Genomic DNA, 13,090 nt, shown 5'->3' on the forward strand with positions numbered 1-13,090 from the left:
GTAAGTCACGCAGCGTCGCATGCGCTTACGTACGTTTTCGCCTTTACGCAGCCTTAGCTTTACGCACCCTTAGGTGGATACCTCCATGTCAAAAACAGCCGAACCACGGCGCCCTGATACGGGTGCCACGGCCCCCGACCCCAGCCGCTGGAAAGCGCTGGTGTTCATCGCCCTCGCGCAGCTGATGGTCGTCCTCGACGCGACGATCGTGAATATCGCGCTGCCCTCCGCCCAGCAGGACCTCGGGATATCGGACGGCAACAAGCAGTGGGTCATCACGGCCTACGCCCTCGCCTTCGGCGGTCTGCTCCTCTTCGGCGGACGTATCGCCGACCTGTGGGGCCGTAAGCGCACATTCGTCACCGGCCTCATCGGCTTCGCCGCCGCGTCCGCCATCGGCGGCGCGGCCACCGGCGAGGGGCTGCTCCTCGGCGCCCGTGCGCTCCAGGGTGTCTTCGGCGCGCTGCTCGCGCCCGCCGCACTGTCGCTGCTCGCCGTGACCTTCACCGATGCCAAGGAGCGGGCCAAGGCCTTCGGCATCTTCGGCGCGATCGCCGGTGGCGGTGGCGCCGTGGGTCTGATCCTCGGTGGATTCCTCACCGAGTACCTGGACTGGCGCTGGACGTTCTTCGTCAACATCCCGTTCGCGATCGTGGCCGCGCTGGGCGCGTACTTCGTGATCCGCGAGCCCGCGGGCGGCCGCAACCGCTCCGCCCTGGACATCCCCGGTGTCGTGCTCTCGACGCTGGGCCTGGTCTCGCTGGTGTACGGCTTCACCCGCGCCGAGTCCAACGGCTGGGGCGACTCGACGACGATCGGGCTCTTCGTCGCCGCCGCGGTCCTGCTGGCGACGTTCGTGGCCGTCGAGTCCAGGGTCAAGGCTCCGCTGCTGCCGCTGCGCGTGGTGACCAACCGCAACCGCGCCGGCGTCTATCTCTCGCTGGGCCTCGCCATCATCGGCATGTTCGGCCTGTTCCTCTTCCTGACGTACTACCTCCAGGTGGTCGAGGGGTACTCGCCGGTCAAGACGGGCTTCGCCTTCATGCCGATGATCGTGGGCATGATCACGGGCTCGACCCAGATCGGTGCCCGGCTGATGACCCGGGTGGCGCCCCGCTATCTGATGGGCCCCGGCTTCCTGGTCGCCTCCGTCGGCATGCTCCTGCTGACCCAGCTGGAGATCGGCTCCTCGTACGCCGGTCTGATCCTGCCGGCGGAGCTGCTGCTCGGCCTCGGTATGGGTACGGCGTTCATGCCGGCCATGTCGCTCGCCACGCACGGCATCGAGCCGCGTGACGCGGGTGTCGCCTCGGCGATGGTGAACACCTCGCAGCAGGTGGGTGGCGCGATCGGTACGGCGCTGCTGAACACGATCGCGGCCTCGGCCACGACCGCGTACGTCGCCTCCCACGCGGCGACGGCCACCAACGCGCAGCTGCTGGAGCTCCAGGCCCTGGTGGCCGGCTTCTCCAGCGCGATCTGGTGGGCGGTCGGCATCCTGCTGGTCTCCGCGACGATCGCCGTGACCCTCATCAACACGGGCCGTCCCGGTGCTTCGCCGGTGGCCTCGGGTGCCGAGGGCGCGGAGGACGAGATCAAGATGCCGGTGGCGATGCACTGACGGTGTCGACGCATTGAAGGCCGCTGCCTTACGGCACGCCACGCCACGCCACGGCACGGACCTGCCGCACGGAACTGCCCCGATGCCGCCGCGATTCAGCGGTGGTACCGGGGCAGATCCATGCCCGTCGTGCTCGATCGATAGCTTCAGCGGCGTTCGGCGGGCGTTCAGCGGCGCCAGGGCAGATCCGCGCCCGTACCCTCCGGCTGGAGCCCTTCCGCCATCACCCGCATGATCTCGCCGAGCTGCCCCACCTGCTCGGGGCTGAGCCGGTCGAAGATCGCCTGGCGTACGGCGGCGACATGACCCGGCGCCGACTTCGCCAGGACATCGTTTCCCTGGTCCGTCAGGAACGCGTTCTGTCCGCGCTTGTCGGAGGGGCAGTCCTCGCGCCGCACCCAGCCGTGCTGCTCCAGCCGCGCGATCGCGTGCGACAGCCGTGACCTGGTGATTTTGGCGTCCTTAGCCAGCTGGGTCATCCGCATCCGACGCCGGGGAGCGCGCGCGAGATGCACGAGCAGGGCGTAGTAGATGTGCGGCATCCCGGCGTCACGCTGGAGCTGGCGGTCGAGATGGTCCTCCAGCAGCGTGGTGGCCTGGAGATACGCCTGCCAGACGCGCTGCTCCTCGTCGCTGAGCCAGCGAGGCTCCCCGCCCGTACCGGCGCCGTTGCCGGTGGATGCCATGGTCATGTATTCCACTCTACCCATTCTTGAAAGTTAAACTAGCCCTGGTTAGGGTGAGAGGGATTCAATGCTTGAGGGTTCAAGTAGATTCAGGTAGAAGGTCCACGGACACAGGCAGATCGACAGACCGGGAGTCGCCATGAACGCCGTCGTCGCGGAGCGCATGCCCGCCCTCTATCTCTCCCACGGAGCCCCGCCGCTGGCAGATGATCCGGTCTGGCCCGGTGAACTGGCCGCCTGGTCCGCGACGCTGCCCCGCCCCAAGGCGATCCTGATGGTCTCCGCGCACTGGGAAGAGGCCCCGCTCGCGCTCGGCGCGACCGAGACGGTGCCGCTGGTGTACGACTTCTGGGGCTTCCCCGAGCACTACTACGCGGTGCGGTACCCGGCGCCGGGGGCGCCCGGGCTGGCCGACTCGGTACGCAAGCTGCTGCGCGGCGCCGGGTCGCCGGTGCAGGACGTGCCGGACCGCGGGCTCGATCATGGCGCGTATGTGCCCCTGGCGGAGATGTTCCCGGAGGCCGACATTCCGGTGCTCCAGGTCTCGATGCCCACGCTCGACCCGCGGAAGCTGCTGGAGATCGGGCGCAAGCTGGCCCCGCTGAGGGACGAGGGCGTACTGATCGTCGGCAGCGGTTTCTTCACCCACAACCTGGCCGCGCTGCGGCACACGGACGGCGGGGTGCCCGGCTGGTCGGCGGAGTTCGACGACTGGGGTACGAGGGCGCTGCGGGCGCGCGATGTCGATGCCCTGCTCGACTTCGAGCACAAGGCCCCGGCCGGCCGCCTGGCCCACCCTCGTACCGAGCACTTCGCACCACTCTTCGTGACGCTCGGTGCGTCGGAGGGTGAGCTGGAGAGCTGCCGGAGCGTGATCGAGGGCTTCTGGATGGGCCTGGCGAAGAGGTCGGTGCAGTTCGGCTGACGAGCGGGCCGGTCGACCGGGCAGGGCGGACGGCGCGGACAGGGCGGACGGCCTGGTGAACACCGGCCGGGCGCGGGCTGAGCAACCAAAGAGGGGCGCGAGTCGTCTTCAGAAATGTGGGGTCTACAGGAAAACGGGACGACGGGGTTCCGGCCCGTGACCCCGCTGTGACCTGCACTTCTGGCCCTCCCCGCAGCACCGGCCGACCCCTCGCGGCGGCACAGGGTACTGCATGATCACAAAATCCATGTACGGCATGGGAATTCTGTCCGGATTCCAGTCGTTGTTTCCTTCGGATGCAGGGTACCCGGGAGGGTGCCGCGACCTACTCAGTTCAGTAAGGGAGCTCGCATGGCAACCCGTGCCGTCGCCCGTCGTACCGCCTCTGGCGGGACGAAAGCGGCAAGCAGTGTTCGCGCTGTAGGCGGGGAGATCGCCGACCGCGACCTGGTCGGCATGTACCTCGACGAGATCGCGCGTACGCCGCTGCTCGACGCCGCAAAGGAAGTCGAGCTGTCCCAGACCATCGAGGCCGGGGTCTACGCCCGGCAGATCCTCGACGGCGAGGTGAAGAGCGAGGCGGGTGGCGCCTCGCACGAAGAGCTTGAGGCGCTGGTCGCCGCGGGCGAGCGTGCGAAGGATGTCTTCATCCGCTCGAACCTCCGCCTGGTGGTCGCCGTGGCGCGGCGCTACCCGCGCAGCGGTCTGCCCCTGCTGGACCTGATCCAGGAGGGCAACGCCGGCCTGGTGCGTGCCGTGGAGAAATTCGACTACGCCAAGGGCTTCAAGTTCTCGACGTACGCGACGTGGTGGATCCGTCAGGCCATCACGCGTTCCATAGCGGACCAATCCCGGACGATCCGGCTGCCGGTCCATCTGGTGGAGGAGCTGGGCAGGATCCGGCGCGTCCAGCGGGAGTTCAACCGCGAGAACGGACGGGATCCGGAGCCCGAAGAGGTCGCCGCCGAGCTGGGGTCGAACCCGGCGCGGATCAACGACGTACTGGACTGGGCGCGTGACCCGGTCAGTCTGAACATGTCGGTGGACGACGACGGGGACACGCAGTTCGGCGATCTGCTGGAGGACACCTCCGCGGTGTCGCCCGAGCAGTCCGTGCTGACACTGCTCCGCAGTGAGGAGCTGGAGGACCTGATCGGCAAGCTCGACCAGCGCACGGCCTCGATCATCAAGATGCGGTACGGCATCGAGGACGGCCGCGAGCGGACGCTCACCGAGGTGGGCAAGCAGCACGGCCTGACCCGCGAGCGGATACGGCAGATCGAGAAGCACGCTCTGGTGGAGCTGAAAAAGATGGCTCGTGACACAGGTTTCGACGCGGCGGCGTGACGTCGCCGCTCTGTACCCGTAGTGTCCCCCTTACTCGTACTGTCTCTCTGAGCGGTACGTACGGGCCGACCCGTCGGCCCCCGAGAACGAGCCCCGGCACCAACCCCCCCCAGGTGCCGGGGCTCACCTCTGTCCGGAGGCCGGTCCCGCGGTCTGTTCCGGGGTCTGTCCTGTGATCTGTTTCGGGGGCTCTCCCTGGGCCTGTCCGACGGCCGCCCGGGTGAGCTTCGCGCCCAGTTCCCGCAGGTAGTCCGTCAGCTGCTCCGGCCGGTGCGCCGTGAACTCGCAGTCCACCAGGGCCAGTCGCAGCGCCAGCCACTCCAGCGAGTCGTGCACCGAGGCACGCAGCCGGCAGGAGTCCGGGCCGGTGGGTTCGGGCGCGCCGAGATGGGCCGGGAGCCGCGCCGCCACAAACCGCGCGGGCGCCAGGAAGCTCACATCCACCTCCATCGACGGCTTCATCCGGGACATCGACCGGCTCAGAAATTTCGCCGCGTCCCCGGCGGGCAGCTCGCGGGGCCGGAACCGCGCGCCGGTGGCGAAGGGCTCGCTGACCCGGTCGACCCGGAACGTACGCCAGTCCTCGCGCCCGAGGTCGTACGCCACCAGATACCAGCGCCGGCCGGTGGAGACGAGACGGTACGGCTCGACCTGCCGCTTCGTCTCCGTACCGTCGCCCGAGCGGTAGCCGAACCGCAGCCGCTCGGTCCCGGTGACCGCCGAGGCCATCACCGTCAGCGTGCGTGGATCGATGGTGGCGCCGTCGCCCTGGGCGAGCGGGATCGTCGCGGCCTGGAGTGTGGAGACGCGGTGCCGCAGCCGGGAGGGCAGCACCTGCTCCAGCTTGGCGAGCGCCCGTACGGAGGCCTCCTCGACGCCCTCGATGGCATGGCCCGCCCCGGCGCGCAGCCCCACCGCGATGGCGACCGCCTCCTCGTCGTCCAGCAGCAGCGGCGGCATTGCGGCGCCTGCGACCAGCCGGTAGCCGCCCACCGCGCCCATGGTGGCTTCTACGGGGTAGCCGAGGGCGCGCAGCCGGTCGATGTCGCGGCGGATGGTGCGCGGGCTGACGGCGAGGCGCTCGGCCAGCTCACTGCCCGGCCACTCGCGCGGAGTCTGGAGGAGGGAGAGCAGACTGAGGAGCCGTGCCGGGGTGTCGGTCATACGATCCATGGTGCGCGCCCTCTAGGACATGTTCTGGCCTAGATGCTCTCTAGCTTCTTCCGCATGAGTACTTCGCTTGCGTCGCCACCGTCTGCACCGTCTGCACCGCCCGCGCCGCCACTGTCTTCCCCGCCTTCTCCGCCTTCGTTGTTGTCATCGTCTGCCGTTCTGGACCAGGCGTCCGCGCCCGGCGACCGGCGTCGCTGGCTGGCCCTCGCCGTCGTCATGACCGCCGCGTTCATGGACCTGGTCGACGTCACGATCGTCAATATCGCCATCCCGAGCATCGAACGGGATCTGGGCGCCACCTTCGGGGCCATCCAGTGGATCACCGCCGGATACGCCCTCGCCTTCGCCGCCGGACTGATCACAGGCGGTCGGCTCGGTGACATATACGGCCGCAAGCGGCTCTTCCTGATCGGTATCACCGGCTTCACGATCGCCTCCGCCCTCTGCGGCTTCGCCCCGAACGCCGAGATGCTGGCCGGAGCACGGCTGCTCCAGGGCGCGATGGCGGCGATGATGGTGCCGCAAGTGCTCGCGATCATCCATGTCACCTTCCCCGCGCACGAACGCGGCAAGGTCTTCGGGATGTTCGGCGCGATCGTCGGCCTCGGCGCCGTCTCGGGACCGCTGCTCGGCGCGCTGCTGACGCAGTGGAACATCGCCGGACTGGAGTGGCGGCCCATCTTCCTGATCAATCTGCCGGTCGGGATCGCGGGCGTACTGCTCGGCCGTAAGTTCATCACCGAGTCCAAGGCGCCCAAGGCGCTCCGGCTCGACCTGGTGGGCATGGTGCTGGTGACCGTCGCCCTGCTGATGCTGATCTACCCGCTCACGCGCGGGCGCGAGCTGGGCTGGCCGCTGTGGGGCCATCTGTGCATGGCGGGCAGCGTGCTGGTGTTCGCGGGGTTCGTGGCGTACGAGAAGTGGAAGACGCGCAAGGACGGTTCGCCGCTCGTCGAACTGTCGCTGTTCAAGGTGAAGAGCTTCGCCGCGGGGATCGCCGTGCAGCTGACCTTCGGGGTCGCCCTGGGCATCTTCTTCCTGGTCTGGACGCTCTATATGCAGGTCGGTCTCGGCTGGAGCCCGCTGCGGGCGGGGCTCACGGGAGTGCCGTTCTCGGTCGCGGTCTCGGTGGCGGCCGGGCTGTCCGTACAGAAGCTGGTGCCGCGCTTCGGCCGGAAGGTGCTCCAGACCGGTGCGCTGACGATGGCGTCGGGGCTGCTGCTCTACATCTGGGAGGCCGGGCGGTACGGAACGGAGATCCATGCCTGGCAGATGGCGCTGCCGCTGACGGTGATGGGGCTCGGTATGGGCCTGATCGTCGCGCCGCTGACGGACGCGGTGCTGTCCGGGGTGCCGCGCGAGCACTCGGGTTCGGCATCCGGTCTGATCAGCACCACGCAGCAGATGGGCAACGCGCTGGGGCTCGGGCTGGTGTCGGTGGTGTTCTTCGCTGTGGTCGACGACCGCGTCGGTGGCGCCTCGGCGGTCGGCCCGTCGGCGGTCGGCACGGCCTTCGTGGACGGATTCCAGCACGCGCTGTGGTGGGTGGTGGCGGTGCTCGTGCTGATCTTCGGGGTGATGTTCGCGCTGCCCGCCCGGCCGAAGCAGCATGTGGAGGAGTCGGCGATGGAGGCCGTGGAGTCCGCTCGGACATAGCGGCCATTCGTAGACGGAGACCCGCACCGGGCAGGCGTCAGGGTGCGGGTCTCCGTCGTGCGCGTACCGACTGCGTGCGAGTGCCGAACTGCGTCCGCGTACCACCGTCGTGCGAGTGCCGAACTGCGTGCGCGTACCGAACTGCGTCCGCGTACCACCGTCGTTCGCGTACCGCCGAGCTGAACACAACTCAGGTCTCCTGCGTATGAAGGCCCGTACCGCGTAGCGCATTTCGTCTGCTGCCGACGAGCGGACTCCGTTCCCCACAGGAGGTCACGAGTTGAGCCACAAACGCATACCCAAGCGGAAGATCGTCTTCGCCGGGGGAGGTGCCGCCGCCGTGGTGGCGGCCGCGATTCTGCTGCCCCAGGCCAATGCCTCGCAGGACGGTGCCGACCCCTCCGCGGCCCCCGCGCCCAAGACGCTGAGCGCGTCGTCCGCGGGTGATCTCGCCTCGCGGATCGCCGAGCGGCTGGGCCCGGCCTTCGCCGGTGCCTACTACGACAGGGACACGCGACAGGTCACCGTCAATGTCGTCGGCGACGACAGCGCTATGCGCGCCGAGGTCGCCAGGACCGGGGCCGTGGTGCGGAGCGTCAAGAACAGCACGGCCCAACTGGAGTCCGCCGCACAGACCTTGCGGCGGCAGGCCACGATCCCGGGCACCGCGTGGGCCGTCGATCCGAGGACCAACCAGATCCAGGTCACGGCGGACCGCACCGTCACCGGCGACGAGTGGGACCGGATCGAGTCCACGGTCGAGTCGCTGGGCGCGGACACGGCCCGTATCAAGAAGTCCGCCGGTGAGTTCAAGACCGTCGCCGCGGGCGGTGACGCCATCTTCGGCGGCGGCGCGCGCTGCTCGCTCGGCTTCAACGTCGTCGACGGGAACGGCGCGCCCGGCTTCCTCACCGCCGGCCACTGCGGAGTCGCCGCCGCCGAGTGGTCGGACGCCGCGGGCGGGGCGCCGGTGGGCACCGTGCGACAGGCGACCTTCCCGGGCGACGGTGACTTCGCGTTCGTCGGTTACGAGGACGCCACCGCCGAGGCGCCGAGCACGGTCGACACGGGCGACGGGCAGACCGTGGAGATCACCGGGGCCGCCGAGGCCACGGTGGGCCAGGCGGTGATCCGTATGGGCAGCACCACGGGGCTGAACGACGGCTCGGTCACCGGCCTCGACGCCACGGTCAACTACGCGGAGGGTACGGTCACCGGCCTGATCCAGACCGACGTCTGCGCGGAGCCCGGCGACAGCGGCGGCCCCCTCTTCACCGCGGACGGCAGCGCCATCGGACTGACCTCCGGCGGCAGCGGCGACTGCACCGTCGGCGGCGAGACGTTCTTCCAGCCGGTGACGACCGCGCTGGCCGCGGCCGGCGCTCGCATCGGCGACGGAAGCGTGGGCGACGACGGTGGTGCCGTTGGGAACGACGCTGCCGGGGAGGGAGCCGCCGGCTACGGCGAAGGCAGCGCCACTCAGAACCACTGATGCCCGACTCTGTCCATACCGTGCCCGGATCTGTTTACTTTCTGGAAATCTGGGCGTAGCGTGTCGCCGAAACCACAGGTTCGGGCACGGAATGGACGTAAAACCACATGTACGCACCGGAGCGTCAGCAGGAGATCCTGCGCCTCGCCCGCGAGGGCGGCCGCGTCGATGTGCTGTCGCTGGCCGAGGAGTTCCAGGTCACCGCCGAGACCGTACGGCGTGACCTCAAGGCCCTGGACAGGGCCGGGCTCGTACGGCGTGTGCACGGTGGGGCCATACCGGCCGGGCGGCTCGACTTCGAGCCGGACCTCGCGGAGCGCGAGTCCACCGCCGCCGACGAGAAGGACCGTATCGCGCACGCGGCGCTCGCCGAGCTGCCGCAGAACGGCAGCGTGATCCTGGACGCCGGTTCGACCGTGGCGCGGCTCGCGGCGGCGCTGCCGCTGGAGTGCGGGCTCACCGTCGTCACCCACGCGCTGCCCGTCGCCGCCCGGCTCGCCGACCACCCGGGCATCGACCTCCATCTCGTCGGGGGCAGGGTGCGGCACCGTACCCGCGCCGCCGTCGACGCCTGGGCCCTGCGCGCGTACGGCGAGATCCGCGCCGATGTCGTCTTCCTCGGCACGAACGGGTTCTCGCCGGAGGGCGGTCTCACCACCCCGGACCTCGCCGAGGCCGCGGTCAAGCGCGCGCTCGTCGGCGCCGCCCGGCGGGTGGTGCTGCTCGCCGACTCCGCCAAGCACGGCCAGGAGCACTTCGCCCGCTTCGGCGCTCTCGCCGATGTCGACCTGCTCATCACCGACAGTGGGCTCAGCCCTTCGGACGCCGCGGCGGTAGAGGCCGCCGGCACCGAAGTGCTGTGCGTCTAGGAGAGCGCCGCATGATTCTCACCGTCACCCCGAACCCGAGCCTGGACCGTACGTACGAGGTCCCGGCTCTCGACCGAGGCGAAGTGCTGCGGGCCACGGCCGAGCGTATGGACCCCGGCGGCAAGGGGGTCAATGTCTCGCGGGCCGTCGCCGCGGCGGGCCGGCGTACGGTCGCCGTACTGCCGCTCGGTGGTGCGCCTGGCGCACTCGTCGCCGAACTGCTCGCGGGGCAGGGCATTGAGGTCGCGCCGGTGCCGGTCGTCGGCGCGACCCGTTCCAACATCGCGCTCGCCGAGCCGGACGGCACCCTGACGAAGATCAACGCGCCGGGTCCCGAGCTGACGGCCGCCGAGTCGGAGTCGCTGCTCTCCGCGATCCGTACGCACGCGGGCGCGGCCGCCTGGATCGCCTGCTGCGGCAGTCTGCCGCGCGGTCTCGCGCCCGAGTGGTACGCCGAGCTGGTCGCCCGCGCGCACCGCGCCGGGGCCAGGATCGCGCTCGACACCTCGGGCCCCTCGCTGCTCGCCGCCCTCCGGGAACGGCCGGACGTCGTCAAGCCGAACGCCGAAGAGCTGGCCGAGGCCGTCGGCCGCCCCCTGGCGACGGTGGGCGACGCGGTGAAGGCCGCGGAGGAGCTGCGCACGTACGGCGCCGGGTCCGTGCTCGCCAGCCTCGGCGCGGACGGCCAGCTGCTGGTCTCGGGCGCGGGGACGTACTTCGGCTCCGCCGCCGTCGCCGTGGTCCGCAGTAATGTCGGTGCGGGCGACGCCTCACTGGCCGGGTTCCTGGCGGCGGGCGGCGAAGGCCCCGAGGCCCTCGCGTCCGCCGTCGCGCATGGCGCGGCGGCGGTGCAGCTGCCGGGCAGCGTGATGCCCTCGCCGGCGGACCTGGACCCGTCGGCGGTCACGGTGACCGCCGACATTCCGCTGGACCGTCCTCTCACGGAGCCCGCCTCATGACCCCGTCCCCTCCCGCCCCCTGGCATCCTGCCGCCACCCCTCTCCCTTCTGCCTCTTTCCCCACTCACCTGACCCGCGCGATAAGCGAGCGAAGGAGCCCGCGATGAGCGACATGATCACCGCGGACCTGGTCGACCTCGACCTGGCCGCCGAGACGAAGGAAGCCGCGGCCCGCTCGCTGGCCGAACGGATGGTGACCCTGGGCCGGGTCACCGACCTGGACGGCTTCCTGGCCGATGTGGCCGCGCGCGAGGCGCAGATGCCGACCGGGCTCGACGGCGGGATCGGTATCCCGCACTGCCGCAGTGCCCATGTCAGCGAACCCACGCTGGCCTTCGGCCGCTCGGCGCGGGGCATCGACTTCGGGGCCCCGGACGGCCCGGCGGACCTGATCTTCCTGATCGCGGCCCCGGCCGGTGCCGACGACGCCCATCTGACGATCCTCTCCGCCCTGGCGCGGCGCCTGATGAACGAGGAGTTCACGACGGCGCTGCGTACGGCGACGGACGCGACCGCGGCGGCGTCGCTGATCCGCGGCGAGGAAGCCGCGCGGCCCGAGCCCGATTCGCAGCCGGAGCCCGCAGCGTCGACGGAGCCGCAGACGCCTGCGGAGCCGGAGGCGTCTGCGGAGCCAGGGGCGTCTGCGGCGGCGGCCCCGGCCGCTGAGGCGCCCTCGGCCGCACCCCCGGCAGCCGAGAAGCCCGAGAAGCCCGAGAAGCCCGAGAAGCCCGAGGAGCCCGAGGAGCCGACGAAGCCCGCCGACGCCGGCCGCGCCTTCCGGATCGTCGCCGTCACCTCCTGCCCCACCGGCATCGCCCACACCTATATGGCCGCCGAGGCGCTGGAACAGGCCGGACAGCAGGCGGGCGTCGAGGTGGTCGTCGAGCCCCAGGGATCCGCCGGGTTCAACCGGCTCGACCCCGCCGTCATCGCCGCCGCCGACGCCGTGATCTTCGCGCACGATGTGCCGGTACGGGAGAAGGAGCGGTTCGCCGGGAAGCCCACCGTCGATGTCGGCGTCAAGGCGGGCATCAACCGGCCCGCCGAGCTGATCGCCGAGGTGCGAGGCAAGGCGGAACGCGGCGAGATCACCGGCACGGCGAGCGCCCACCCCTCACCCGTGGACAACGCGGGTGAGCCGAACGAGGGTTACGGCACCAAGCTGCGCAAGTGGCTGATGTCCGGCGTGAGTTACATGGTTCCGTTCGTGGCCGCGGGCGGGCTGCTCATCGCCCTCGGCTTCGCCATCGGCGGCTACACCATCAACAAGGCCCCTTCCGTAGCCGAGCACTTCATCTGGACGGACCACACCAGCTGGGCCGCCCTGCTCTTCCAGGTCGGCGGCCTGGCGTTCAGCTTCCTGGTGCCGGTCCTCGCGGGCTATATCGCGTACGGGATGGCCGACCGCCCCGGTCTGGTGCCCGGCTTCGTCGGCGGCTCCATAGCCCTCACCATCAACGCGGGCTTCCTGGGCGGCCTGGCCGCCGGTCTGATCGCCGGTGGCACGGTGATGGCGATACAGCGGCTCAGGGTCCCCGCGCCACTGCGCGGCATCATGCCCGTCGTCGTGATCCCGCTGGTCTCCTCGGCGATCGTCGGCTTCCTGATGTTCCTGGTGGTCGGGAAACCCATCGCCTCCCTCCAAAAGGCGCTGACCGACTGGCTGTCCGGCCTCTCCGGCGCCAACGCGATCATCCTGGGCGTCGTTCTCGGCCTGATGATGTGCTTCGACCTGGGCGGCCCGCTGAACAAGGTCGCCTACGCCTTCGCGGTCGGCGGTCTCGCCAACCCCAACGAGGGCAGCCTCAAGGTCATGGCCGCCGTGATGGCCGCCGGCATGGTCCCGCCGCTCGCCATGGCGCTGGCCACGACCGTACGCGGCAGGCTGTTCACCCGTACCGAACGGGAGAACGGGAAGGCCGCCTGGGTGCTCGGCGCCTCCTTCATCACCGAGGGCGCGATCCCCTTCGCGGCCGCCGACCCGCTGCGGGTGATCCCGTCCGCGATGGCGGGCGGCGCGGTCACCGGCGGGCTGTCGATGCTCTTCGAGTGCACGCTGCGGGCCCCGCACGGCGGCATCTTCGTGATCCCGCTGATCGGCAACCCGTTCCTCTACCTGATCGCGATCGCGGCGGGTACGGCGGTGAGCGCCGGGCTGGTCATCCTGCTCAAGGGAGCCCGTAAGACGGGCCGCCCGGACCAGGCGGCGGAGGCCGGATCCGCCGGTGGCGACGTCACCGGCGACGGGGGAGCCGCGGCGGACGCCAAGGTACCGGTGGCCGTCTGAGCCTGACTCTCGTGGGGTCGTGCGACCGTCCACCCCTGGCGGCCGTACGACCCACCCCCTCCCTCCCCCGTCTCA

10 protein-coding genes are annotated in these 13,090 nt (G+C 70.5%); 8 read left to right on the plus strand and 2 right to left on the minus strand.

Features of this window, described 5'->3' with window-relative positions:
• Positions 1 to 85 precede the first annotated feature (85 nt).
• Positions 86 to 1,621 (plus strand): MFS transporter, encoded by a 1,536-nt coding sequence (locus ACFRKB_RS27590; RefSeq protein ID WP_383109189.1) that lies wholly within the window; start codon positions 86 to 88, stop codon positions 1,619 to 1,621.
• Positions 1,622 to 1,788: 167 nt separating this feature from the next.
• Here the strand turns inward: ACFRKB_RS27590 and ACFRKB_RS27595 are convergent, their stop codons facing one another.
• A complete protein-coding gene (locus tag ACFRKB_RS27595; protein ID WP_383109299.1) occupies positions 1,789 to 2,322 on the minus strand; it encodes a MarR family winged helix-turn-helix transcriptional regulator in 534 nt (177 codons plus the stop codon).
• 124 nt (positions 2,323 to 2,446) lie between these two features.
• Between ACFRKB_RS27595 and ACFRKB_RS27600 the strand changes: the two genes are divergently transcribed.
• Positions 2,447 to 3,232, plus strand: coding sequence for a dioxygenase family protein (locus ACFRKB_RS27600; RefSeq protein ID WP_383109191.1), 786 nt, complete (start codon positions 2,447 to 2,449; stop codon positions 3,230 to 3,232).
• Between the two features lie 351 nt (positions 3,233 to 3,583).
• The gene (locus tag ACFRKB_RS27605) at positions 3,584 to 4,579 is read left to right on the plus strand and encodes a sigma-70 family RNA polymerase sigma factor (protein ID WP_383109192.1); all 996 of its coding nucleotides are present in this window, start codon (positions 3,584 to 3,586) and stop codon (positions 4,577 to 4,579) included.
• 123 nt (positions 4,580 to 4,702) lie between these two features.
• Here the strand turns inward: ACFRKB_RS27605 and ACFRKB_RS27610 are convergent, their stop codons facing one another.
• Positions 4,703 to 5,743, minus strand: a complete 1,041-nt coding sequence (locus tag ACFRKB_RS27610) for a helix-turn-helix transcriptional regulator (RefSeq protein ID WP_383109193.1) — start codon at positions 5,741 to 5,743, stop codon at positions 4,703 to 4,705.
• Between the two features lie 63 nt (positions 5,744 to 5,806).
• Between ACFRKB_RS27610 and ACFRKB_RS27615 the strand changes: the two genes are divergently transcribed.
• The 5 genes from ACFRKB_RS27615 (at position 5,807) to ACFRKB_RS27635 (ending at position 13,015) form a co-directional block, all read left to right on the plus strand.
• Positions 5,807 to 7,408 (plus strand): MFS transporter, encoded by a 1,602-nt coding sequence (locus ACFRKB_RS27615; protein WP_383109194.1) that lies wholly within the window; start codon positions 5,807 to 5,809, stop codon positions 7,406 to 7,408.
• Positions 7,409 to 7,688: 280 nt separating this feature from the next.
• The gene (locus tag ACFRKB_RS27620; RefSeq protein WP_383109196.1) at positions 7,689 to 8,900 is read left to right on the plus strand and encodes a S1 family peptidase; all 1,212 of its coding nucleotides are present in this window, start codon (positions 7,689 to 7,691) and stop codon (positions 8,898 to 8,900) included.
• 107 nt (positions 8,901 to 9,007) lie between these two features.
• Positions 9,008 to 9,769 carry a DeoR/GlpR family DNA-binding transcription regulator gene (locus ACFRKB_RS27625; RefSeq protein ID WP_383109197.1) on the plus strand — a complete coding sequence of 254 codons (762 nt, stop codon included), beginning with the start codon at positions 9,008 to 9,010 and terminating at the stop codon, positions 9,767 to 9,769.
• An 11-nt stretch (positions 9,770 to 9,780) separates the two neighbouring features.
• Positions 9,781 to 10,728, plus strand: a complete 948-nt coding sequence (gene pfkB / locus ACFRKB_RS27630; RefSeq protein ID WP_383109198.1) for a 1-phosphofructokinase — start codon at positions 9,781 to 9,783, stop codon at positions 10,726 to 10,728.
• Positions 10,729 to 10,831: 103 nt separating this feature from the next.
• Positions 10,832 to 13,015 (plus strand): PTS fructose transporter subunit IIABC, encoded by a 2,184-nt coding sequence (locus ACFRKB_RS27635; RefSeq protein WP_383109199.1) that lies wholly within the window; start codon positions 10,832 to 10,834, stop codon positions 13,013 to 13,015.
• Positions 13,016 to 13,090: the final 75 nt, after the last annotated feature.

Source organism: Streptomyces scopuliridis (assembly GCF_042790125.1).
Classification (GTDB): domain Bacteria; phylum Actinomycetota; class Actinomycetes; order Streptomycetales; family Streptomycetaceae; genus Streptomyces; species Streptomyces scopuliridis_A.

Coding starts and splice junctions, on each gene's coding strand:
- ACFRKB_RS27590 (WP_383109189.1), top strand. CDS start 86: ATGTCAAAAACAGCCGAACCACGGCGCCCTGATACGGGTGCCACGGCC.
- ACFRKB_RS27600 (WP_383109191.1), top strand. CDS start 2,447: ATGAACGCCGTCGTCGCGGAGCGCATGCCCGCCCTCTATCTCTCCCAC.
- ACFRKB_RS27605 (WP_383109192.1), top strand. CDS start 3,584: ATGGCAACCCGTGCCGTCGCCCGTCGTACCGCCTCTGGCGGGACGAAA.
- ACFRKB_RS27610 (WP_383109193.1), bottom strand. CDS start 5,743: ATGACCGACACCCCGGCACGGCTCCTCAGTCTGCTCTCCCTCCTCCAG.
- ACFRKB_RS27615 (WP_383109194.1), top strand. CDS start 5,807: ATGAGTACTTCGCTTGCGTCGCCACCGTCTGCACCGTCTGCACCGCCC.
- ACFRKB_RS27625 (WP_383109197.1), top strand. CDS start 9,008: ATGTACGCACCGGAGCGTCAGCAGGAGATCCTGCGCCTCGCCCGCGAG.
- pfkB (WP_383109198.1), top strand. CDS start 9,781: ATGATTCTCACCGTCACCCCGAACCCGAGCCTGGACCGTACGTACGAG.
- ACFRKB_RS27635 (WP_383109199.1), top strand. CDS start 10,832: ATGAGCGACATGATCACCGCGGACCTGGTCGACCTCGACCTGGCCGCC.